At 48.5% G+C, this 23,750-nt stretch carries 22 protein-coding genes; 10 read left to right on the forward strand and 12 right to left on the reverse strand.

Translation table 11 applies throughout. The annotated features are described in order from the left end of the window. Positions 1 to 313, forward strand: a 313-nt coding sequence (locus tag ACJAYR_RS12280) for an amidohydrolase family protein (protein ID WP_415236872.1), incomplete at its 5' end; no start/stop codon positions are given. Here ACJAYR_RS12280 and ACJAYR_RS12285 read toward each other — a convergent pair. Then, the gene (locus tag ACJAYR_RS12285; RefSeq protein ID WP_415236873.1) at positions 310 to 1,200 is read right to left on the reverse strand and encodes a LysR substrate-binding domain-containing protein; all 891 of its coding nucleotides are present in this window, start codon (positions 1,198 to 1,200) and stop codon (positions 310 to 312) included. The two genes, ACJAYR_RS12280 and ACJAYR_RS12285, sit on opposite strands and share 4 nt — an antisense overlap. 93 nt (positions 1,201 to 1,293) lie before the next feature. Here ACJAYR_RS12285 and ACJAYR_RS12290 point away from each other — a divergent pair, with 93 nt between their 5' ends. After that, positions 1,294 to 2,286 (forward strand): glutathione S-transferase C-terminal domain-containing protein, encoded by a 993-nt coding sequence (locus ACJAYR_RS12290; protein WP_415236874.1) that lies wholly within the window; start codon positions 1,294 to 1,296, stop codon positions 2,284 to 2,286. Here the strand turns inward: ACJAYR_RS12290 and ACJAYR_RS12295 are convergent, their stop codons facing one another. Continuing rightward, a complete protein-coding gene (locus ACJAYR_RS12295) occupies positions 2,287 to 2,658 on the reverse strand; it encodes a hypothetical protein (protein ID WP_415236875.1) in 372 nt (123 codons plus the stop codon). A gap of 38 nt (positions 2,659 to 2,696) precedes the next feature. Continuing rightward, the gene (locus tag ACJAYR_RS12300) at positions 2,697 to 4,577 is read right to left on the reverse strand and encodes an acyl-CoA synthetase (protein ID WP_415236876.1); all 1,881 of its coding nucleotides are present in this window, start codon (positions 4,575 to 4,577) and stop codon (positions 2,697 to 2,699) included. A gap of 287 nt (positions 4,578 to 4,864) precedes the next feature. Here ACJAYR_RS12300 and ACJAYR_RS12305 point away from each other — a divergent pair, with 287 nt between their 5' ends. From ACJAYR_RS12305 to ACJAYR_RS12315, 3 genes are all read left to right on the forward strand, one after another. Further along, on the forward strand, positions 4,865 to 5,452 hold the full coding sequence (locus tag ACJAYR_RS12305; RefSeq protein WP_415236877.1) for a YceI family protein: 588 nt from the start codon (positions 4,865 to 4,867) through the stop codon (positions 5,450 to 5,452). Between the two features lie 49 nt (positions 5,453 to 5,501). Further along, positions 5,502 to 6,005 (forward strand): cytochrome b, encoded by a 504-nt coding sequence (locus ACJAYR_RS12310; protein ID WP_415236878.1) that lies wholly within the window; start codon positions 5,502 to 5,504, stop codon positions 6,003 to 6,005. 167 nt (positions 6,006 to 6,172) lie between these two features. Further along, positions 6,173 to 8,872 carry a PAS domain S-box protein gene (locus tag ACJAYR_RS12315; protein WP_415236879.1) on the forward strand — a complete coding sequence of 900 codons (2,700 nt, stop codon included), beginning with the start codon at positions 6,173 to 6,175 and terminating at the stop codon, positions 8,870 to 8,872. Between the two features lie 78 nt (positions 8,873 to 8,950). Here ACJAYR_RS12315 and ACJAYR_RS12320 read toward each other — a convergent pair whose 3' ends face one another. The 3 genes from ACJAYR_RS12320 to ACJAYR_RS12330 all read right to left on the reverse strand — a co-directional run bounded on the left by ACJAYR_RS12320 (position 8,951) and on the right by ACJAYR_RS12330 (position 10,594). Then, positions 8,951 to 9,487, reverse strand: coding sequence for a GNAT family N-acetyltransferase (locus tag ACJAYR_RS12320; protein WP_415236880.1), 537 nt, complete (start codon positions 9,485 to 9,487; stop codon positions 8,951 to 8,953). A gap of 9 nt (positions 9,488 to 9,496) precedes the next feature. Then, positions 9,497 to 10,051: a helix-turn-helix domain-containing protein gene (locus tag ACJAYR_RS12325; RefSeq protein ID WP_415236881.1), complete on the reverse strand. Its 555-nt coding sequence runs from the start codon at positions 10,049 to 10,051 to the stop codon at positions 9,497 to 9,499. 105 nt (positions 10,052 to 10,156) lie between these two features. Further along, positions 10,157 to 10,594 (reverse strand): helix-turn-helix domain-containing protein, encoded by a 438-nt coding sequence (locus tag ACJAYR_RS12330; RefSeq protein WP_415236882.1) that lies wholly within the window; start codon positions 10,592 to 10,594, stop codon positions 10,157 to 10,159. Positions 10,595 to 10,671: 77 nt separating this feature from the next. Between ACJAYR_RS12330 and tmpT the strand changes: the two genes are divergently transcribed. Continuing rightward, positions 10,672 to 11,313, forward strand: a complete 642-nt coding sequence (gene tmpT, locus ACJAYR_RS12335; protein WP_415236883.1) for a thiopurine S-methyltransferase — start codon at positions 10,672 to 10,674, stop codon at positions 11,311 to 11,313. A gap of 70 nt (positions 11,314 to 11,383) precedes the next feature. Here the strand turns inward: tmpT and ssb are convergent, their stop codons facing one another. The 4 genes from ssb to ACJAYR_RS12355 form a co-directional block, all read right to left on the reverse strand. Continuing rightward, positions 11,384 to 11,899, reverse strand: coding sequence for a single-stranded DNA-binding protein (gene ssb / locus ACJAYR_RS12340; RefSeq protein WP_169545122.1), 516 nt, complete (start codon positions 11,897 to 11,899; stop codon positions 11,384 to 11,386). 85 nt (positions 11,900 to 11,984) lie between these two features. Beyond that, complete coding sequence (locus ACJAYR_RS12345) at positions 11,985 to 12,851, reverse strand: hypothetical protein (protein ID WP_415236884.1); 867 nt, start codon at positions 12,849 to 12,851, stop codon at positions 11,985 to 11,987. A gap of 10 nt (positions 12,852 to 12,861) precedes the next feature. Further along, positions 12,862 to 14,769, reverse strand: a complete 1,908-nt coding sequence (locus ACJAYR_RS12350) for a hypothetical protein (protein WP_415236885.1) — start codon at positions 14,767 to 14,769, stop codon at positions 12,862 to 12,864. A gap of 12 nt (positions 14,770 to 14,781) precedes the next feature. Next, positions 14,782 to 15,960 carry a hypothetical protein gene (locus ACJAYR_RS12355; RefSeq protein ID WP_415236886.1) on the reverse strand — a complete coding sequence of 393 codons (1,179 nt, stop codon included), beginning with the start codon at positions 15,958 to 15,960 and terminating at the stop codon, positions 14,782 to 14,784. A gap of 222 nt (positions 15,961 to 16,182) precedes the next feature. On the opposite strand from ACJAYR_RS12355, the gene uvrA reads away from it, so the two are divergent. The 3 genes from uvrA (at position 16,183) to ACJAYR_RS12370 (ending at position 21,677) form a co-directional block, all read left to right on the forward strand. Continuing rightward, entirely contained in the window at positions 16,183 to 19,092 is a 2,910-nt protein-coding gene (uvrA, locus tag ACJAYR_RS12360) for an excinuclease ABC subunit UvrA (RefSeq protein ID WP_415236887.1), read from the forward strand. A gap of 25 nt (positions 19,093 to 19,117) precedes the next feature. Continuing rightward, a complete protein-coding gene (gene trmFO, locus ACJAYR_RS12365) occupies positions 19,118 to 20,458 on the forward strand; it encodes a methylenetetrahydrofolate--tRNA-(uracil(54)-C(5))-methyltransferase (FADH(2)-oxidizing) TrmFO (RefSeq protein ID WP_415236888.1) in 1,341 nt (446 codons plus the stop codon). A 256-nt stretch (positions 20,459 to 20,714) separates the two neighbouring features. Then, on the forward strand, positions 20,715 to 21,677 hold the full coding sequence (locus tag ACJAYR_RS12370; RefSeq protein WP_415236889.1) for a hypothetical protein: 963 nt from the start codon (positions 20,715 to 20,717) through the stop codon (positions 21,675 to 21,677). 22 nt (positions 21,678 to 21,699) lie between these two features. Here the strand turns inward: ACJAYR_RS12370 and ACJAYR_RS12375 are convergent, their stop codons facing one another. Next, positions 21,700 to 22,536: a phytoene/squalene synthase family protein gene (locus ACJAYR_RS12375; protein WP_415236890.1), complete on the reverse strand. Its 837-nt coding sequence runs from the start codon at positions 22,534 to 22,536 to the stop codon at positions 21,700 to 21,702. A gap of 192 nt (positions 22,537 to 22,728) precedes the next feature. Between ACJAYR_RS12375 and ACJAYR_RS12380 the strand changes: the two genes are divergently transcribed. Beyond that, positions 22,729 to 23,322, forward strand: a complete 594-nt coding sequence (locus ACJAYR_RS12380) for a superoxide dismutase (RefSeq protein WP_181017907.1) — start codon at positions 22,729 to 22,731, stop codon at positions 23,320 to 23,322. A 58-nt stretch (positions 23,323 to 23,380) separates the two neighbouring features. Here ACJAYR_RS12380 and ACJAYR_RS12385 read toward each other — a convergent pair whose 3' ends face one another. Beyond that, positions 23,381 to 23,626, reverse strand: a complete 246-nt coding sequence (locus ACJAYR_RS12385) for a hypothetical protein (RefSeq protein WP_415236891.1) — start codon at positions 23,624 to 23,626, stop codon at positions 23,381 to 23,383. Positions 23,627 to 23,750: the final 124 nt, after the last annotated feature.

Here is a 23,750-nt window from a genome sequence, read left to right on the forward strand (position 1 = left end):
GTCGGTCCCCGTCTTTGATGAGAACGGTGTATTGAGCGGGATTGGCGTCGCCGGGTTTGAGCCTTTGATGCAAGAATTCCGAGACATGGTTCAACGAGAGAAACTTTCCCTAGAGGACGCACTTGTGCCTTTAACCTCGTCACCCGCGCAGTCCCTTGGCCTTAGCAAGAAGAAAGGATCTGTGGACGTCGGAAAAGACGCTGATCTTCTATTCCTCGATCAGGATTTGACGCTTTCGACAGTCATCGCAAAAGGCAAGACCCTTCTGAAAGACGGTAAAATGAAGGTTTGGGGAACCTTTGAAAAGCATTAACCGGCCGCGCGGCCCTGAACCCATTGAATGACGCGATCAACAGCCCATCTGCCCGGCCTGATCCTGGATTGAATAATCCAATAGTAATCTTTGATCTCAAAAGAAACAGAGGAAAGCGGCGCAATCAGATGCCCTGCTTTTATACTCTCTACCGCCATTCGTTTCGGGGCCAAAGCAATCCCCAACCCCTGCTCCGCCGCCCTTAAAACAAGGTCGGATGAGGTATAACGAGGCCCTTTGTTTGGATCATGCAAAGAGACGCCATGCTGTTTGGACCAAGCATGCCATGATATGTTGGGATCCCGGTCATGTATCAATCGTATGTTCCTGATTTCGTTTAAAGCTTTGGGAGCTCCCCATTTTTTCCAAAGATCAGGCGAGACGACCGGAATAAATTCTTCGTCCATTAAAGACGTGCAATCCACCTCGCTCCAGGGACCACGGCCCATTCGAATTGAAAAATCGGCACCCGCTTCAAAAGGAGTTTTCTGGCGCTGATCTATCAAGACAGACACGTCAATATCGGGGTGTTCTTCCTCAAATTCGCTAAGGCGCGGCAAAAGCCACCGTATTGCAACGCTCGGTGTGGTTTCAATAACCACAGTACGTTGGTCCGCACGTTCCTTGATCGATTGAACAGAAGCCTGCAACCCGGAAAAATGAGCGCTCGCCTCTTTCGCCAACTTTTCACCTTCAGGCGTAAAAACCAGCTTCCGGCGACCTTCGGCCGTTTCCAACAGGGGAACCCCCATCCACAATTCCAACTCGCGAATATGGCGGCTGACAGATGAATGTGTAATACCGAGAACACGCGCCGCCGCGCGCACGCCGCCCGCTTCAAAGACAACAGAATAAGCATGCAGGTTATTAAGTGGTAATGATTTCATGGTCTAAATATTAGACCAAAAAATACACATTTGGTACCATTAATAGTCCAATATCTTTGATACTCTGTTTCTTGCAATCAGACGGAGGAAAAGATGGGTTACATTGACAATGGTAAATGGCAGAAGCATGCCGACAAGAAATTCAATAACGGTCACTTTATTCGAACAGACAGCCAGTACAGCCAACCGCTGCCGAACGCGATCATCGATAGTCTGAACCATAATGAAGACCGGTATATTCTGATCATTTCGGAAAGCTGCCCCTGGTCTCACCGGGTCGTCCTTATGCGGGCCCTGAAGGGTTTGCAGACGCGGGTACCCCTCCTGATCGCAGCAGGTCCAAGGCTTGAAGGGTACGCCCTGCCGGATCAGGCCGGAAAAGAAAAGATCGATGGTAAAATAACCCATATCCACGAACTTTATTCGAAAACGGACTCCACCTATTCCGGTAGGGCGACAGTGCCCCTTCTTTACGACTGCTTTACCCAGAAAATCGTTTGCAACCAGTCTACGGCTCTGATGCGTGGGCTCGATAAGATTACGTCTGAGCAAGATTTTACGCTTTATCCAACGGCGCTAGCGGCCCGCATCAACAGCCTGAACGCCCGGATCTATAACGGACTTTCGAACGCGGTTTACCGGGCGGGCCTTGCGCGCAGTCAGGCCGCCTATCGCGAAGCCGCGGATCAGGTGTTTGCCACGTTGGATTATTTAGAAAATCTACTTGGGATCAATCCGTTTCTGTGTGGCAACCTACTAACAGAGAGCGATCTACAACTGTTTGCAACACTCGTACGATTTGATGCAGTCTATGCAACTCATTTTCGCTGCACCCGACACCGGCTGGTGGACTATCCCTTTCTTTTTCCCTATGCCCGCAGAATTTTCAATCTGCCCGGCGTTTCTGACACAGTGAATTTTAGCGCGATCCTGGAAGGGTATTACGTGAACGATGGCGATCATAACCCCCATAAAATCATTGCAGATTTGCCAGTCACAAACTGGACGGGTAACAGCAAGAAATCCGACAGCGATATTCCCTTGGTTTCCGCCCGGAATGGCCGAACGATCCCTCTGCCCCCCTAATCAGATATTGTTGGATGTGATCGCAATCCCGGTGACAATAACCAGAAAACAAATTGCCCAAAGCAGGATAGGACCTGCGGGCCCTTTCAGTTCAAGGCCTACAACTTTCACAGAAACCGGGCCTTTGGTGTTGTTTTGAAAGATCACAACAATGCCAAAGGCCAGTGCTGCTGCCATAGGCAATCCCGAGATCATTTCAAAATTTTTCAAGACATGGGCTTTCCATGTCTCGGCACCAAAAACCAAATTTGCCAGCAAGCCGTATAAAACACTGCCCAACCCAGCAAAGAAAAGACCAAGAACAGCAATGGCAAGGCGTCCTTTTTGAACGCCTCCACTTTCCTGTTCATCCTTATTTTTTTCATCAGACATCCCGGCCTCTCAGTAAAATAAATCGAAATCTGGTCCGGCTACCCGACCTTCCAGACAATTTGATGCTGGGTGGTAAACCGCCCCAACTGATTTTTAATCTGACTTTCCAAATCACTGTTCTGAGGATCATTCAGTTCAACCCGCGCCACCATGCCAAGAGACGGGTGATTGTCTACTTGCACATCATAGCCATCACGAAGGCCATCCAAGATGGAAAGTTCCTGCAAAAAGACTCTTCTGGTCGCATCTGCGCGTAACGCCGGTTTAAAGATTTTCCCTACCCCCGTCAGTGGCATTTCGCTCACAATGTGAATATCTGAGGGATTTGCGGCCCGTTCGGCAATCCGTTCTCTGGCAAAATCTTTTAATTCATCCTCTGTAGCCGCGGCCCCGGGTTTGAATTGGACATACGCGATGGGCATTTCACCGGCATAAGAATCTGGTTTACCCACCGCCGCCGCCAGCTCCACTGCCGGATGTTCGTGCAACGCTTCCTCGATCAAGGAAGGGTCAATATTGTGGCCGCTGCGAATAATCAGATCCTTGGCGCGTCCCGTTAGCCAGACATAACCATCCTCGTCAATACGCCCCAGATCACCAGAGTTTATCCATCCCTCTGCCAGGAAAGCGGAACGATTGTGCACCTGCTGCACATATCCCGGCATTACGCATGTCCCGCGCATGACAATGACACCGATTTCGTTCACGTCGGCCTCACGGCTTATATCCCCGTTTTCATCCAACAAAACTGCCTTGATCGCAACATAAGGACCACGAATACCCACGGAGCCAAAACGCACCTCGCCATCCCGCGGTTGCAGGGTGGTAAAGGATGTCACCTCCGTCATGCCATATCCTTCAAGCATAGGAACGCCCGTTTGTTCTGTAATCGCTTTCAGAACCTCAACAGGGGCCGCAGCGCCGCCCGTCATTCCAGCCCGCAATGAACTGATATCAGCGTCGCCAACAGGAATATTTAGAAGCGCCGACAGCATCGTCGGGACGGCCCCCAGAATGGATACCCGATATTTATCGACGATCCGCCAATAATTCCCGATGACCAGCGGATCACGGAAACCCAAAGGGCTTGGTATGACCAGCGTCCCCCCCGCCATCAAGGGAACCAGCCCACTGACAATCGATCCGCTGATATGAAAGAGTGGCAGACCCGCGACCATAACATCCTGCTCGGAAACCCCCATCAGGAACCCGGTCGACGCCATTTGGATTAATTGCATACGGTTGGTATGAGGGGCTAGTTTTGGAACTCCTGTGGTCCCTCCTGTATGATAATAACCAACAATGTCATCCAACTGTCCGGGTTCTTTCTGATGAACATGATCCGCCGGCTGACGAGAAAGAGCCTCATCAAAATCAAAAATTTTTATTCCGTCACATTCGAGCCCACCGCCCAAAACAAAAACCGCCTTTAGACTTGGTAAATTATCAATCACATATGACGCTTTTTGCCAGACCTCTTCATTTAAGCTCGATCCTGGAACCACTAGAATTGTTGCATTTGCCGCTTCGGCAATCCCCAGAATATGTTCGGGCTCCAATAATGGGTTAATAGCGTTCACAATGCCTGCAGCCTCAGCGCCAAGCAGCGTGTAAAAAGCCTGAAATGACAGAGGTAAAAGATGACAAACGGTTTCTCCCCTTTCCAGACCAGCGCCAAGAAACATATTTGCCGCTTGGTTGGCGCCGCGCAGTAATTGATCAAAAGAAATCGATACCCCTTCCCCTAACGGATCACCGGATGGCAGGGCTGTAAGCGCAACTTTGGAGGCAAATCGCTCCGCCGTTTGACAAAAAGCCTCGTAAATACTGTTCTTGGACAACCAAACATCTTCGGCCTGCTGTTCAAAGGCGACAACGTCCTTTAGCCCTTCGAAAGGGGCTGTAATTGGCATGGGCATCAAGCGTTTCCTCTCATTTTTTTTGTTAAAAAAAGCCTAGCCAATTCCCTTGGAGCCTTAAAGAAAATAATGAATAGCTTTCCTGTTATTCGCTAATTTTCAAATGACGGAATATATAAAACCCAGCATGCACCTGCGTCAGAAACGATTAGGCCCTTGCGCTGTGACCCGGGTCACAGCAATCCAACTTGGCATTCAAAACTCGATTTCTTTACTGGCAAACCCACCGGCCACCCCTTAACTGAAAGTTCCTAAAGACTTTACACCCCAAGGAAAAAGGAAAAAGTATGATTTCAAAAACCGTTAGTAGAATATCGAGTGCGTGTGTCGGTTTACTGGCCCTAGCAGCGATTGCCAGTCCGGCTTATTCTGCTGAATATGCAATTGACCCCACCCACTCATTTGTCGAGTTTAAAACACAGCATCTGGGTTTCAGCTGGCTGGCTGGACGTTTCAACACAATCAGCGGCGTGTTGAACTATGATCCCGCCAAATCGACGAACGACCAAAAAATTGTGATTGAAATTGATACGGCAAGTGTTGATACCAATCATGCAGAACGCGACAAACATTTGCGCAGCGCAGATTTTCTGGATACCGAGAGATTTCCGACAGCCAAATTTGTCAGCACAGGGTTTGAGGGGGACGCAAACGGCGGCACCCTGACCGGTGATCTGACACTTCATGGCGTAACGAAGTCCATTTCTTTCGATATCAAGAAAATCGGTGAAGGCGATGACCCATGGGGAGGATACCGGGCTGGCTTTGAAGGCAGCTACGATCTTGTCCGAAAAGATTTTGACATGGGTTATAATCTTGGTCCCGCGGCTGAAGTTGTAAAGCTGGACCTCTATATCGAAGCAATTCGTCAGTAGCTGTCAAATTAGCTTAATGATGGAAGCATCATCAAAAGGCTATACGCCAGTGAGTAAAATTCTTCACTGGCTTATAGCCGCCTCAATACTCGGCCTTATTGGGCTCGGGTGGTGGATGGTCGGACTGAGCTATTACGATAAATGGTACCATCAGGGACTGGAGCTTCATCGGTCAATTGGCAGCCTCGTGCTTGCTTTGGCCAGTTTTTTCCTCATCTGGAAAATATTTGCTCCCAAGCCACCGCTGCAAAGGGAACTTTTATGGTATGAAGTCATGGCGGCAAAAGTGGTGCATGGCCTATTACTTGTGGCCATGTTTCTGGCACCAGTGAGCGGATATATCATCTCCACATCAGCAGGCGCGTCATTTACCTTCTTTGGGTTATTTGATATCCCGGCGATATTTAAGGTTGCAAATTCTTCTCGGGATTTGGCTATTTCAGTGCATTATTTCGTAACATATGGCATTGGAATCATCGCACTTTTTCACGCCGGAGCGGCGCTGAAACACCAATTATTAGACGGACATAACACCTTAAGACGGATGCTGTGATCCTCAAAGTGCTGATCGGAAAGATCCCATCTTTTCGATCAGCATGGTTTATGAAAATAAATTCAGTTTTCTCGATTTTGTTAACCGAATAGAGAAAAATATTGTTTATTCACCTAATCAAACTTGTTAACGTCCCCTTGGGGCGATAATACGGAGTAGATGTTTGAATGGTTTGGTGCCCTTCAGTTTCACAAGTAGCTAAAGCGTTTTCTGATTGGCAGTTGGATAGTTCTTCATCTGTCGAAGCCGGGTTGGATTGCCTGCGTACCGGGCTCGCGCTCCCGCACCTGTCCTTTCATCTGTATTCTACTGAAACACATCAAATTCAGGTCCAATATCCTGTGACAGACGGTGAAGACACTGTTGCTGGACGTATTGATGAAACCTGCCCACCCCTCGGCTGGCATGCAAACGAGAAAACGGCGAACAAGATCAGCTACACCGCTAAGCTAAGCGATATCTATGTTACCTCTTTTTCCATCGTGTTACCCGAAGGCAATGATCTAGGCGACCTTACCGAAGGCATAAAAACAATTTTCGAGATGGCGGCACCTGCCCTCATCCAAAAACACCTGACGGAAAATAGAGTTACACCAGACCCCATTATCCTTCAGGAAGCCCTTGATGCCATTGATGACGGGTTCATCGTTTACGATTCAAACGAGCAGATTGTCGCCTATAATTCGAAACAGAAAGACCTGTTTCCATCTGTCGGGAAACATATTGAATTGGGTGCCACTTATACCGCATTACTCAATCTTCAAAAAAAGGCGGGGCATCTGGACGCCGCCAAGAAGGACGGTGAGAAATGGATAAAAAAGCGGCAGCAACAGCTTAAAATGCATCGCCATCAGGAAGAGCAGAAGTTTCTTGATGGCCGGACCATTCGCCTGACGCATTACGTTACAGATACGGATAAAACAGTTGCTGTTCGTTCTGATATTACTGAACTGGTGGAAGAACGTGAAAAAGCAGTTCAGAATGAATTGTTGTTTCGCTCGTTAATCGAAAATGCCCCTATTCCACTTATCATTTCAGCCGACAATCAGTGCATTTATGCAAATTCCCATGCACATGATCTGTTCAAAGCCAAACAAACGCCCCTAATCGGAATGGATATCTTCGACTTTTATGTCCAAAAAGAAGATCGGGAGAGCTTGTTTGAGTTATTGAATAATGGGATGACCAAGGTTACCCGTAAAATTGACCTGAAGACGTTGGACGGCGACATCCTAACCGTAAATTGCTCCAGCGCTTATGTGAATTATCAGGGTAAAAACGCCATTATCTCGTCACTGTTGGACATCACGGAAACCGATAAAACCCGTCAGGCACTGAAACAAAGTGAAAAACAAAACCGCGACTTGCTTGAACTTGTACCGGATGCCTTGATCGTTCAGGTCAATGGCATCACCCAATATGTCAATGATAGTGCGGTTCAGATTTTTGGCGCGTCCTCCAAGTCAGAAATGATCGGTTCAGACAGTCTGGTCATCCTGGATGATGAAGAGCGGGAAAAAGTAATCAATCTTCGAAACAGTGCTCTCAGAGGGGAAAAACAGCCGTTTATTGAAACACGCCATAAACGGGCGAATGGTGAAGTCTTCCAAACAGAGATGCATTCAAAGGCTGTGATCTGGAATGGCAAGCTTGGAACAATGAACATCATTAAAGATGTTTCCAAGCGCCGCCAATACGAAACCAGCCTTATTCAAAAAGAAAAAGAAATGGCGCTGGCTCAGGAAATTGGTCATTTCGGACATTGGCGCGTAAAAATGTCGGACTTTTCTGTTTTCTGGTCCGATGAACTTTTCAGAATTCATGGTCTGGATCCCAATAATGACACATTGACCATCGAGCGGGCTATCAGTCTTGTCCTTAAAGAAGATCGGGGCGCGATGAGATCCGCTATTATGAAAACGGCCCAAACGGAACAAGTTCATGAATTCCAAACAAGAATTCACCTTGAAGATGGCAGTATTCGAGTGATGGCAGGGTCAATGAGACCGGAATATGATGAAAAAGGAAATGTGGATTCCGTCTTTGGAGTGTCTCAGGATATAACGGAAACACTTGCTTTGGAAAGCAGACTCAGACAATCCCAGAAAATGGAAGCCGTTGGTCAGCTCACCGGTGGTGTGGCCCATGACTTTAACAATTTGCTCGCGGTTATTCAGGGGAACGCTGAATTACTGCTGGAAAGCAGCGAAAGCCTTTCTGAACAATTGGTCTCGCAGCTAACGGCGATCCTGCGTGCTTCAGAACGCGGTGCGAAATTAACAAAAAGCATGTTGGCCTTTTCTCGCAAACAGGAACTCAGGCCGTCCATCACCTGCCTGAGCCAACAGGTTGATAGCATGGTTGAAATGTTTGCCAGAACCATCGGCGAAGCCATTTCCATCCATACCTCTACCTCACCTGATCTGGGTTTTTGCATTGCTGATCCGGGTGAGCTGGAAAACGCGGTCCTGAACCTGGTTCTAAATGCCCGGGATGCAATGCCTGCCGGTGGAAAGCTCACCATTGAAACCGGCAATAAATTTCTCGAAGAAGCGACCGCGTCAAACGGAGAGCATATCAAGCCCGGCGATTATGTTTACTTATCGATTGCTGATACAGGCTCTGGTATTACAAAGAAAAATATCCAGCATGTATTTGAGCCTTTTTATACGACCAAGGATGTGGGCAAAGGCACAGGTTTGGGATTATCGATGGTATATGGCTTTGTAAAACAATCCGACGGCCATATCACAGTGGACTCCGAAGTTGGAAACGGAACGACCGTGACAATCTTTCTTCCGCAAACCGATCGCCCCCAAAAAGACGGTGATGAAAACGTGAAATCCCGCGACAAAACATTTGCTTAACGCCGGGCCCCCGTGTTTCCAAAGGGACACATCAACGCACAAAGCCCGGCTAATCGCGACCAGTACAGGCCATAGCAGTTAATCTATTCGTTTATACATATAGGTTGTTGCATCCAGTGTTTGAGAACCAATTTCAGGGGGCTTGCAATAGTCTGGGATAACACCCGCGGTCCGAAACCCCAATTGATGATAAAGAGGTTCCGCCACATCTCCCGTGCGGGTATCCAAGGTCAATAAAAGCTTTCCTGCCTGCAACGCCCCTTCTTCCACTTGATGCATAAGCCGCCGACCAATTCCCATTCGCCGGCAATCGGGATCCACGAGAAGCTTTCCCACCTCAGCCCGGTGTGTTTGGTTGGGCAACATGGACACCTGTAACATCACGGTACCAACAACCCGTTCCTTCAACAGGGCAACCCACAACAAAATCTGTGATCTCTCCACCCCGGGAACAACAGTGTTCATCCAGTAGTGCCGGGCTTCCTGATGTCCAAAAGGCTGTATAAAACCAACACTCGCGCCGCTATCTACACATCGTTTCAACAGGTTTCCAAGGGCATCAGGGAAATTTTTTATTTGCTCCGGTCCCACTTTCTGTATGACGATATCTGTCATTTCTTTCTCCTATAATAAGACCATCACATACCGAGCCGCCTTTTGACCCAGAACCTGAAAACGACTAGGGCCATATAGTTGATAGCGTAAACAATCACCGGCTTTGACGTCATACAGATGATCGCCCAAGGTGATCTGCACCTCTCCTTCCAGCAAATACAAGTGATGTTCAAGGCCCGGTCGGGGCGGTGCCTCATAAGCGATATCAGCGGCAGGCTCCAAAAGAACTTCAATCATTTCAGCACCCAGACTATCGGATGGTGGCGAGACAGACCTGCGGATAAACCCCTGCTTCGCATCGTGCCAAATCAATTGCGCCTCTTGCGACACTAACGCGGCGAACCCCTCCTCCACCATGGCCATTAATCTTGTAAGTGTCAGTCCATAGACGCTGCATAACTTCCCAAGATGTTCTGTCGTCGGGCAGACTTCCCCTTTTTCAAGCCGGGATAATGTGGCGCGGCTGATCCCTGCTTGAACGGCCAGACGATCAAGCGAAAACCCGTGTTCCTGCCGCAAATTCTTTAACCGATCTGCCAACTTCTCAGTCAAGGTATTAGTCATTCAGCCTCTCATATTCTCTTTATTGAGAAAAATTCTCTTATATGAGATATCGGCAAAAATCGTTCTTGTCCAGACTTTTCCAATCCTCAAGGAGCGGCCTCGGCCTCAAAAATTTATCGATGGGTTCTTTGGCCCGGCGTCTGCCTTCCCTTTCCCTGCAAGGCGCATAAGACGTCTGAATTTTGGGCATTCAAGATGGCTGGGTGCCTCGCACTCGGCTATGTGATTGAGACCATTTCTTAACGTTGTCAGTTGACGAATGGTTTGATCCAAGGCCTGTGCTTTGTCCCTCAGCTTATTCCGGTTGATATGAACGCTGCCATCTGTTCCCAGCATGGTACTTATTTCTTCAAGCGAAAAATGAGCCTTGCGGGCAAGCGTGATCAACGCCAGCCTTTCAACAACCTTACCATCGAAAAGACGCCGCAGTCCCCGCCGGCCGGCCGACTGTATCAGACCCTTTTCCTCGTAGTACCGTAATGTCGAAACAGGCAGCTTTGCAAATTTCGAGACCTCTCCAATATCCAGAATTTCTGTGCTCATTTTTTTCTTGACCTAAAGTTAACTTGAGGTTGTATCTTACTTAAAATACGCAATATCTCAAGAGGAATGGAGACAATATGGAAACAGAATTTTGGCACGGTTTATGGGAAACTAACAATTTGGGATTTCATCAGGAGCAAGGAAATCCCATTCTTGCGAAAAGGTTTAACTTGCTTGAGGTTGCGCCGGGCAACCGAATTTTTGTCCCTCTATGTGGTAAGACCGGTGATATCGCCTGGCTTCTTGATCAGGGATATAAAGTTGTGGGCGTCGAGCTAAGCGAACTTGCAATCAAACAGTTGTTCTCTGGCCTGTCACTGGAACCAACGATCACCAGAATAGGCTCCCTGACCCAATATTCTGCCCCGGATATTGATATTTTCGTCGGGGACATTTTCGAACTTAACGCGGATATTCTGGGTACAGTTCACGGAATTTATGATCGAGCCGCCTTGGTCGCTTTACCGACAGACATGCGGACGCGCTACGCCCGCCACCTCATCAATATAACGGATCGGGCCCCACAATTCCTGATTTGCTATGAATATGATCAATCCCTGATGTCGGGACCGCCCTTTTCAATCGACAGCGCCCATATTCGTGATCTTTACACAAACGACTACAGCGTTGCCCCGGTTGATCGAATACATGTCGAGGGGGGCTTAAAAGGTCTGAACGAGGCAATCGAAACGGTCACGCTTCTCCGCGGGAAGCCCTGAAAACACAAAAAAGCGGGCATAAAGCCCGCTTTCTATCCATTTCGGCCAAAGCAAAAAAGAACCTAATGCCTTAAAACGGAATGTCGTCATCAAAATCACCACCTGATGGTCCGCCACCGAAACCGCCGCCGTTTCCGCCGCCGGAAGAGCCGCCACCAAAGCCACCGCCCTGATTGCCACCTCCGCCAAAGCTTCCGCCGCCTTGACCGCCAGCCGCCTGGCCACCGCCCTGACCGCCTGCAGCATCCAGCATTGTGAGCGTGGCGTTAAAGCCCTGCAAAACAATTTCAGTTGAGTATTTAGTCATGCCATCCTGTTCATACTGCCGGGTCTGCAATTGACCTTCCAGATAGACTTTTGAGCCTTTTTTCAGGTAGTTTTCTGCAATTTTACACAGACCTTCGCTGAAAATGACCACCCGATGCCATTCTGTTTTTTCGCGGCGCTCTCCGCTTTCGCGGTCGCGCCAGCTCTCAGATGTAGCAATCCGCAGGTTACAAACGGGTTTTCCATTCTGCATATAGCGAACTTCAGGATCCGCTCCCAGATTGCCTACAAGAATTACTTTATTGACGCTGCCTGCCATAATCTTCGTGCTTTCGATTCTATATCTAACCTAAGAAAAATTGAACGGCACTTTATCCGCTTCAGTAATTCCTGACCAGAAGAAATCACACCCGATCGCAGTCTGTTTGCCGATTGAATTCCTGAGGATCTTTTTTCAGCGCTTCTCTCACCTCATTGAATGCGGGTCTCGTCTCCTCTAAAACGGCCAGTGGATCCCAATCATCGCCTGCCTTCGCGTCAAGAATACGCCCCCGATAGGTAATCGCATTGCACAGTAAATTAATTTGTTCATCGATCAGATAATCTTGCAAGCCTTTGGACGCTTCTTGCCAGTTAATTGTGTTCCCTAATCGTAATTTTTCCAGTTGAACAATCGCCGCTACTGATCCTGTATGCGCGTCGAGCAATATCTTTCCCTCTTCAGCCGTTAATTTTTCGCCTTGGTTTAATAGAGCTGCCTTGCGCAGAAGAGCGCGCGTTTTTCGGGCCAGTTCATTATTAAGCGCAACCATTTTTACAATGTGAAAATAACCACATGTGGTGGGCAATCCTTCCAAGCCTGTTAGCCCTTCGCACACCTCCACCCCGCGATTGGCGACAGATACCACATTGTGATCTGCGACTTTCCCTGAAGACAGATAACTTCGAACCGACACATTGAGGAAAGACGCTTCATTACGAAGGGCGCTATTTCTCTCCTGCACATCCGAGGCACTTTTGACATCTGACGCAGCCTCATCCGCACTTTCCAATGCTTTCAGCGCCAATTGCTCAAGCTCAAGACCATAGGCTTCGGTCACCAGCTCTTGCTCATGATACGGCACCCCATCTTTCGAATAACGTTGGTTTTTTGCCTGTTGCTCGGCCAGTGTCACATAGTCTTTATTGAGATCCAGCAACGTTGTGGCCTGACACCCTTGAAGCATCAGGAAGACAGTCACAACGAACAATGCTTTTAGTATTTTCGCCATCTCCGCACCTTTATCCAGCAGACAGAATATCTTCTATTTTCTCAGCACTTAATGTCGGAATAACACCATCCCGCAAAACCCCGGGCAGTAAATGCATATACAAGCGTTTCCACTCTTTCCCGCCGATCTCAAATTGCCGTGCCGCCGCGACCTGCGTGAGAGATTGAGCTAATTCTTTCATTTTGGTTTTGTGGGTAACCGCGGCATGAATATTCCCACCGACAGACCGAAGGGTTGTTGTAATGGCATCCCTTAATGTGGTGCCAATAAGGACAGGACCCACTTTTCCGGTTTGTTTCTGAAGGTCTTCAGCAGCAACATCCAGCAGCTGTGTAATCAATTCAGTGGCCAGCAATCCTTCAGGATTTTTGTCATTAATTCCGAACAATCGTCCGGGATTTAGCGCCGCTTCCTCAGCCGCGACAGCGATAATCTGAACCCAATCTTCACGGGTCAGAAGTAATTTTTTATCGGCCGCCATGGCCTTGGCAACCCCGGAAACAACACGCTGAATGTCTTTGTTATCCGTTCCCAGCATATGAGGGGTCGTTGCCACCTGCGCCACAACTACCCGCGCCAGTTCAATTAACTGATCTTTGTTAAAGACCGTCGAAACAAAGCTTCCGTCTGGTTTAAGCAAAGCATCCGAAAACCCATCTAGGATAAGGTTCAACCCCTTGGAGGCAACAACATCCCAAGGGCGGTCGCTTTTAAAGATTTGGGGTCCTGCTTTCTTTAACCCCTCCAGCATCGACGCTGCGATCGCAACTCCGAGCCCTTCACTGAACGGAGCCTTTTTGTGGGCAAGCGTTGCCGAAATTTCCGCGAATAAATGAACAGAGATAGTCTCTGATATTTCCTGTTTTTGCGGATCCGTCAGATCGTCATTGCCAAGAAGTTCCCCCAGAATCAAAGCCGGGTTTTCTGCTGCGATACCGGCCGCCGCACGCGCCAATTCAATGACCCCGGATTTCGAAAATCGGGTTTCCAGATCTTGTTTCGCCGCCGCTTTCAACAACCCAGTGACCATCACCCCGGCCGCTTTTTCCCGATCAAAACTACCGCCAAGAAAAGCCGATGGGTCGTTTGAAATCGTATCAAGGGCCGCCGATAATGCTGGTCCAAAAAAGGCATCCGTCACCTGATGCCATTTGATTTGTTCAGCAATGCTGCCATCCCCTGAAGGCATTGCGGCAATGATCGGTGGTAAGCTGTTTTTAAGAAGCTGCTGGACAGATTTTTCTTCAACAACCAGATCCGGATTACTCGTGACCGCCTGCAAACAGGCCCGCAATGCCAGCCCGGACAACCGTTCAGCGAAGCGATCTTTTGGCCCAAGGGATGCCCGCGTATCAATATCAGGAATAGCCTCTGAAACCGCAAGACTGATCGCACCGATGAGCTTTTCGCCTTTTCCGCCCACCCCCAGAATAGACGGATCAGCACTCACAAATTCAAGGGCAACATCGGCGAGCGAGACAAAAACCCGCGCAACAGGTGACACCGGCCCCTGCCCGACTGCCCATTGGGAAACCATGGCCCCGGCCGCTAGTTTCGATTTGTCAGCGTCCTCGACGAAATCGTTGGACGGGTCGACGCCTTCCACTCGGCTTTCCGCCTTTTGGTCTGCCTCAAACTGGACAGCCGCCAGATAAACCGTTTCCAAAGCACCAGGAACCTCTGTTTCGCGGTTGTCAGCCCAGCGCTTTTTTAACTCTTCATCATTTTCCAACATCGCCGTGAAGGCCGGGTATTGTTCGCAGATATCCCGAATTGCAATGATGGGGTCGTGGGGAATACTTTCTCCCGATGGCAATAAAATGGGTTTTTCCTGCGCATACTGACTAAATGCATCTTTTGAGACATCCCCAATTCGGATAATCGCCCTAACAGCGGAAATGGCAAAAATCGGATCCATTTTTTTTCCTTTCTAAAGCGGTGTTCCGTCCGCCCCTAAAATGGCACGGTTGCGGGCCTTATGAGCGATATTGTGGTTACGCGCTGCCGTCAAGAAAGCGTCGCTGACAGTCTCTGGCCTCATTTTTTCCTCTGCTGTTTTTGGAGGCTGTTTGCTCTCCTCCACCTCTTTGCGGGCGCCAAAACCAACAGCTTTAAGCAGGGTTGTCAGTTGCGATATTTTGGTGAAAACCCGATACCAAAAGGGTCCGCCCAACCCAATTAAAACGCCACTGAGAACACACATGAAAAACCATCTGACATACCCTGAAGGTTCAACCGGCGCATCCTTTACCCATGGATATTCTTCAAAACCAATGGGCAGTCCTTGTTTCTTGAGGCTATCCACATTGTTTTTCAGCGCTTCCTGCGCCTCAACAATATCCTTCGCAGTAACGGCCTGTGCTTTGCCTGCCTTTATATCGACAAGAAGGTCATCCAGTTTCTGCGACGCTTTACGGTTTTCCTCGATGGCTTCTTCGGATTGATCGATCAGCGCGGTTCGCAGTTCCGGATTTTCGACCAAGGCCGTCATCAATTTTCCCGCGTCAATACTCACCGCAAGGGCAAGCACAATGCCGACAAGAATGGATAATGAACGAGCCCGATTTTGAAGAAACTCGGATGCAGTTCGTCCCAGCCGATCAAAACTTCTCGAAAAATCATCGATCAGCGCCTCCAGCTGGTCCTCACCTTCTTCAAGGATCGCCAATCCAATATCGGTACGGGCAAGACGTTCGGCGAAGGCAAGAGGCGTCAGGATTTCAATCTCTTTACCGAACACTTTTCGGCGAAAAGGAGACATGGAAAACAAAAAGAAAGACTTCAGACTGCTATAAAACTGAATAATTTTTTCGAAGAAACCAAGGGAACTCAGGTCTGTGGCAGGGGGAACAAATTTTTCAGGGGCTTCAGCCATCGGGTTTTCAGTCATGGCCTGTATAAATTTTTCTCTGTCACGGGCGTTGGTGGCGGATAGATGACGTCCTAGACGAGGCACCAGATACTGGTCAAACAAGTGCCCCACCATGCGCTTCAGGTGTTTATGGCGCGTTCCCATTATTCGGTGAATAAATTCAATAATCCCCGTCACGACTGTCGAAAAGATTATCATGACCACGGCAAAGGCCAATGCGGCCTCCAACATAACCATCCCCAGCCTCCCTATATTATATTTTACTACTTTAATACAAATCCTGAGGAAGTAAAACTGTGAGAAAACTAACAGAACGGGCGCAAAAAGTTGTTCTTGATCACAGGACGGGTAAACAGGAACAAAATAACAACATTATTCAAGATTGCTGCTGGCATTTTGGCCGCATTCCCTATAAATTCTTGTGCTCCAAGAAATCCAGAATTCAGGTGTAAACGACATATGCATAAGATTATCAGTATCCGAGGCGCACGCGAACATAACCTGCAAAATGTGAATGTTGACATTCCCCGCGACAAGCTGGTTGTTATCACCGGATTGTCAGGGTCAGGAAAATCGTCTCTTGCGTTTGATACAATCTATGCTGAAGGACAGCGCCGCTATGTTGAAAGCCTTTCAGCCTATGCACGGCAATTCCTGGAAATGATGCAAAAACCGGACGTTGACCATATTGACGGCTTAAGTCCTGCGATTTCCATCGAACAAAAGACGACGTCGAAAAACCCGCGGTCAACTGTTGGTACCGTAACCGAGATTTACGACTATCTCCGTCTGTTATTTGCCCGCATCGGTGTTCCGTATTCCCCGGCTACGGGTCTTCCTATTGAAAGCCAGACTGTAAGCCAGATGGTAGACCAGGTTCTGGCATTGGGGGAAGGTAAACGGCTGTATTTGATGGCACCGATCGTCAGAGGCCGCAAAGGCGAATACCGAAAAGAATTCATGGATTTGCGAAAACGCGGGTTTCAACGGGTCAAGATTGATGGCGAGATCTATGAAATCGAGGATGTGCCCGAGCTGGACAAAAAACTGAAGCACCATATCGACGTCGTTGTCGACCGTGTTGTCATCAATGATGATATCAAAACACGCCTGGCTGATTCCATTGAAACCGCGCTCGAGTTGGCGGATGGCCTGTTCGTTGTCGAAGATGCCGATACCAGTGAAAGAAAAATCTTTTCCGCTAAATTTGCCTGCCCCGTTTCCGGTTTTACAATCGAAGAAATTGAGCCGCGTATCTTTTCTTTCAACAATCCATATGGCGCCTGCACGTCCTGCGGTGGTTTGGGAACCGAAATGTATTTCGACCCCAATCTTGTGGTGCCAGATGTAACACAATCCTTGCGCGACGGCGCAATCGCCCCGTGGTCACGGTCCGCGACGCCAGCCCCCTACTACATGCAGACACTGGAAGCGCTCGCCAAGCATTTCGGATTTAAGACTACCGACCCTTGGGAAGAATTGGAGCCAGAACATCAGCAGGCCGTTTTACAAGGCACAGGTGATCAGAAAATCCAGATTACTTTTGATGATGGTATGCGGACTTACAAAACCAACAAACCGTTTGAGGGTGTCATCCCGAATATCGAACGGCGCTGGCGCGAAACCGACAGCAGCTGGGTCCGTGAAGATCTGGAAAAATATCAGGATAAAACTGCCTGTAAAACCTGCGGCGGACATCGGCTTAAACAAGAGGCCCTCGCCATTAAAATTGATGGACTGCAAATTGGTGAGGTTTCGGGAAAATCCATTTTGGATGCCCGCAAATGGTTTCTGAACTTGAACAATGTTCTAAGTGAGAAAGAAAAATCGATTGCCGAACGCGTCCTGAAAGAAATTAACGAACGTCTTGGCTTTCTGGTCGATGTGGGTCTGGAATATCTGACCCTTTCACGAGGATCTGGAACCCTGTCTGGCGGTGAAAGTCAGCGGATCAGGCTTGCCTCGCAAATCGGTTCCGGCCTGACCGGTGTTCTTTATGTTCTGGACGAGCCGTCTATCGGACTGCACCAACGGGACAACTCTCGTCTTTTGAAAACACTGGTTAACCTTCGGGATCAAGGCAATTCGGTTATCGTTGTCGAACATGATGAAGAAGCTGTGATGACAGCAGATCATGTCATCGATATGGGACCCAAAGCCGGTAGCCACGGCGGCAAGCTGATCGCCGAGGGAACACCACAGGATATTATGGATAACCCTGAAAGTATCACCGGTCAGTATCTTTCAGGGACAAAAGAAGTGCCATTGCCTGCGATACGACGGAAGCCTCAGACCGCGCGTGAACTGCGCATTATCGGTGCCCGGCACAATAATCTGAAACGCGTCAATGTGAATATTCCGCTGGGCACTTTCACCTGCGTAACCGGTGTTTCCGGCGGCGGTAAATCCTCCCTGATTATTGAAACTCTGTATAAGGCAATTGCCAAAAAGCTGAACAATAACCGGAATCATCCCGGTCCGCATGATCGGATTGAAGGGATAGAGTGGCTGGACAAAATCGTCGATATCGATCAAAGCCCGATCGGCCGGACACCCCGGTCCAACCCGGCGACCTATACCGGCGCGTTCACACCTATCCGAGAATGGTTCGCAGGCCTGCCTGAAGCGAAAGCACGGGGCTATAAATCAGGGCGCTTCTCGTTCAACGTAAAAGGCGGACGGTGCGAGGCATGTAAAGGCGACGGCGTTATTAAAATCGAAATGCACTTCCTGCCGGATGTCTATGTCCAGTGCGATGTGTGTAAAGGTAAACGCTATAACCGCGAAACCCTTGAAATCACCTTCAAAGATAAAAGCATCTCGGATGTTTTGGATATGACGGTTGATGAAGCCGCCATCTTCTTCAAGGCTGTACCGGTTATTCGGGAAAAATTTGAAACCCTCCAACAGGTTGGGTTGGGTTACATCCATGTTGGCCAGCAGGCCACAACCCTTTCCGGCGGTGAAGCGCAACGGGTGAAACTGGCCAAAGAATTGTCCCGTAGGGCAACGGGGCGCACGCTGTATATTCTCGACGAGCCAACAACCGGACTACATTTTGAAGATGTGCGAAAGTTGATGGAAGTCTTGCAGGCGCTAGTGAATGCCGGTAACAGCGTTCTGGTCATTGAACATAATCTGGAAGTCATCAAAACAGCGGACTGGATTGTTGATATGGGCCCTGATGGGGGTGATGCGGGCGGTTATCTGGTGGCAGAAGGCACCCCTGAACAGGTTGCCGAGGTTGAAGCCAGTTATACAGGCCGGTATTTGAAGGAAATCCTTGCAAAACGCCCCCCTGTCACGGTAGGGGAAGCACCGGCGAAGAAATCCAACGCCAAGAAATCTAAAAAGACCAAAGCGGCCTAATCCACTTTCGGCGAGAAGAGTAATTATGACAGAAGAGATCAAACCCGTTCATGTGGTCGGCGGTGGCCTGGCTGGTTCAGAAGCAACCTGGCAATTGGTCCGTCAGGGGATTCCGGTTATCCTGCATGAAATGCGTCCGGTTCGCGGAACCGATGCCCATTTGTCCGATGGCTTGGCAGAACTTGTCTGCTCCAACTCATTTCGCTCAGACGATGCCGAAAATAATGCGGTTGGCCTTCTGCACAAAGAAATGCGTGAACTTGGGTCGCTCATTATGGAAAGTGCGGACGCCAACAAAGTGCCCGCAGGCGGTGCCCTCGCTGTTGACCGGGTCGAATTTTCCAATTACGTCCAGAACAAACTGGAAAACCACCCGCTTGTCACAATTTCCCGCGAAGAAGTGAAAGGCTTGCCCCCGGAAGAATGGGGCAGCACCCTGATTGCAACCGGTCCGCTAACCTCACCGGATTTGGCGGCGGCTGTGCATGAAGCAACGGGCGCAGATGCGCTTTCTTTCTTTGATGCCATTGCGCCCATTATTTACAAAGATAGCATCAACTTTGATATTGCCTGGTTCCAGTCCCGCTACGATAAAGGCGAAGGAACCGACTATATCAACTGCCCTTTGACGAAAGAGCAGTATTACGAGTTCATCAATGACCTGAACGAAGGCGGAAAAACCGAGTTCAAGGAATGGGAAAAAGATACACCCTATTTCGATGGCTGCCTGCCGATTGAAGTCATGGCCGAACGGGGCCCTGAAACTCTACGCTATGGTCCGATGAAACCAGTGGGCCTGACAGATCCCAACAATCCAACTGTCAAACCCTATGGGATCGTCCAGTTACGTCAGGACAACAAGCTGGGTACCATCTACAATATTGTTGGTTTTCAGACGAAACTGAAATATGCGGAACAGGTCCGGATCTTCCAAAAAATTCCAGGTCTTGAGAATGCAGAATTTGCGAGGCTTGGCGGCTTGCACCGAAATACCTTTATTAATAGTCCGGTCGTTCTGGATCGTCAGCTACGCCTCAAATCAGTTCCCCGCCTTCGGTTTGCCGGTCAGGTAACGGGCGTTGAAGGCTATGTTGAAAGCACAGCAGTTGGCTTGATGGCCGGGCGGTTTATTGCGGCAGAGATACGGAATGAATCATTCACGATCCCACCACAAACAACGGCTTTTGGCGCCCTGATGTCACATATTACAGGTGACGCTGAAGCCAGCACCTTCCAGCCTATGAACGTCAATTTTGGTCTTTTCCCGCCCCTTGAAGTACGGGTCAAAAAGAAAGAACGTAAACAGGCCTATACGAAGCGGGCGACAACTGATTTTGAGGAATGGAAAGAAACCCTTTCCGCATAACCATCAGAATACAAAGTAACTGAAATATTGCAGGTGCTTAATAACGTGAAAAACGGTATAATGACGACTGTTCAAGAACCGGACGGTCCAACTGTTGCCATCTACTGAAACGCTAAAAATTTGAATAAATTAGTGCTTATAAAGTGGTTTTGGTAACCTTTTATATACGATGTCTGGTTAGTCTGAGAACATTCAGGATACCATTTTCCAGAATTGGTTCTTATGGCCACGTTTATCAAGGGATACTGACGCACCTATGTCGGAAGCAGAAAAAACCAGTGAGAACAGTGACTTGAGCCCTAGTACTCATTTCGCGTTTCAACACAAGATTTTTGGTGTCAAGGGTGCTTATTTCAAGCTGACCCATGACAGCAAAGAACCTGCTTTTTTTGTTGAACTGGGTGAAATGAAAGGCGCGATCCCTGTTCGCTCCATCTGTCAGGAGTTTGGAATTGACAAGGACAGCACCGATGCTGAACTTCTGGGAACCATCAGCAGCTCTTTGAAGTTCGTGAAAGAAATCCATCCAAACGATTCTATTCCAACGGAAATTCTAGATGGATCAGCCTCTTGGTCCATTGAAGAAATTCACAAACAGATTGCCCGCGGCCGTATCACCATGCAGCTTATTTCCTGGCTGGCTGGCAGCGAGGAAATCATCACCAATATTGGTGAACTGGAAAGCATAGCAAACGACCCGAATACAAAAGACAAGGTGCAAAAGGCTTTCAAGGAAATTGCAAATAAGCTTGGTATCACCAAGGACGATGTTGTTGAAAAAGTAGACGATGTTATTCGTGAACTCTCGTTCATCGAAGCTCTGCGCGACCATTACAGCCAGATTAAGAAGATCAGCACCAATATCGACAAGCTCCGTACAGTGTATAAGCGCGACCGCGGCATGATGGAAGACCTGTCCCGGATCCATACCCTGATTGAGCCGGTTATCAGTAATTTTGAGAGAAGCTTCGACCAAATCGACGCACAGACCTGTGAAGTTCTGACAATCTTGAAAAACTTTGATCCGACAATCGATCATATCCGAAAAACCCGCGACGATCTGCATCAACGGTTCATGATTTGGGATGATATGATTAACGGCTGGAAAAATCTTCAACCAGAAGAAGACCCTGAGGTTGAGCGTCAACTGAAAGCAACTTACAGATTTCTGGCCCAGAATTTCATTCAAAGCCAGTCCTGGCGTCTGGGTAACGTTTAAACCGTCTTCACTTTGCGCGTTTTTATCGGGTTAGAAACAGGGACAGAATTTTGCGCGGCGCGCCAATCTGCATTTTTGTATCGCCCGGATCATACCCTGCTTTTTTCAACCGTGTCAGATAAAGTCCGGTAATTCCGTTTATCTTGCGTGCAAAAGCGCCGTTCTTGCTGCCATTTTTCGACAGCTTTTTAGCCCGCCGATTTTCTTCCAGCGACAATGCCCGAAGCTCTTTAACAATATTGAAAAAATTACTCCGATTTTCCTGTTGAAAGATCGTATTTCGTGTCGCCCCCTGCTCTTCCAGGCGTTCTGTTGGCAATAGCACAAGATCATGCTGAAAGTGGAACGGAATTGCCCGCAGGATACCGGTCATCGCAAAAGAACGGCCTGCCGCCGCAGCCGCTTCTTCATCGGCCTCCGTCACATCCAGATCGCTCGCTGCAAGTAACAGGCGATGCAAAGCCCCCCCTGTCCCATCGGCGTAAGCAATAAAATCTGCATCACTACTAAGTGGTGTTGGGTCCAGATCTTTGGCCCGCATATCCACCATGGCCTGCATCAGTTTGAAATCAATGGGTTTCTGACGATTGGCAAAGTCCAGTGCTTCTATCACTGGATGCGTTTTGGGTGTATGGGTTTCAAGTCCGGTAAGGGCTTCGCGCCACCATTGCAGGCGAATGTCTCCCAACAATGGTTCGGTGACCGTTTCCCGGATACGCGATAGTTCAATATTGAAGGCAATCAAAGCGTAAAGTGTTTCGCGAATGGACGCAGGCGCAAACAGGGTTGTCAGCCATCGATCATAATCATATCGATGCGCTTCCTCTGCCAAATGGGATCGTTCTTCGCCATTTTTCACGTTTCGTCCACCTTTCTGTATCGCCTGTGCTCTATGTAACAGAAACTGTTTAGAATAATTAAAAAAAATGGATGTTCTGACGATATTTTTACGATATAAACGACTGTATGAATAGAGCGGTCAGCACACTGACTGTTCGTTGGCTTAATAACAAGGAACGCATGCGTTCCATAACCAAGCTAGAGGACTATTATGGCTTTTGAACTTCCTGAACTACCATACGCAAAAGATGCATTGGCACCCCATATTTCAGAAGAAACTCTGAACTTCCACCATGGGAAACATCACAACACATATGTTGTAAACCTGAACAATCTTCTGGATGGTGATGACAGTAAGTCTCTTGAAGACCTGATGAAAGAAACCGCTGGTGATGCCTCTAAGGCTGGTGTTTTCAACAACGCCGCACAGATCTGGAACCACACATTCTATTGGCACTCAATGGCGCCAAATGGTGGTGGTAAACCAACCGGTGCAATCGCCGCGAAGATCGACGAAGACTTTGGCTCTTACGACAAATTTGTCGAAGAATTCAAAGCTGCTGGCGCAACACAGTTCGGTAGTGGCTGGGCATGGCTGGTCCTTGATGGCGGCAAGCTGAAAGTGACCAAAACACCAAATGCAGAATGCCCGCTGACATCTGGCGCAACTCCCTTGATCACAATGGACGTCTGGGAGCATGCTTACTACATTGATTTCCAGAACCGTCGCCCAGACTACATCGCGACATTCCTGGAAAGCCTGGTAAACTGGGATTTTGCAAATGAGAATTTGGCAAACGCCTAATTTAATTCGCATTTGAAACAAAAAAGGCACCGATTTGATCGGTGCCTTTTTTTATGACTTAGCGACCAAATTGATGCGCCATCGTAACGGCAAATATATAAACGCCTGCGGACACAACGAAAATCAGCAAGCGTTGAAGCGTCTTTTCCGAAACTTTTTGAAAAACAAAAAACCAACCGCCCAGTACAAACAAAAAACCACTGGTAAACAGTAAATCAGAAACAATCTCAAAACGGACCAGATCAAAACCCTTTGACCACGAAACCAGGCTGGCCAATGGAAACAGGGCATAAGGTTCCAACAAGGGAAGCCCATACAAAAGGGTCTTATGTAGAAAAGGGATTAAAAAGAGATAGACTGCACAAAGAAAAGACAGGCTAAGGCGATTACCATGCTTGCTTGGCGCGGAAAATAACGCCTGCTTTCTC

It is taken from the genome of Sneathiella sp. (assembly GCF_047631475.1).
GTDB lineage: Bacteria > Pseudomonadota > Alphaproteobacteria > Sneathiellales > Sneathiellaceae > Sneathiella.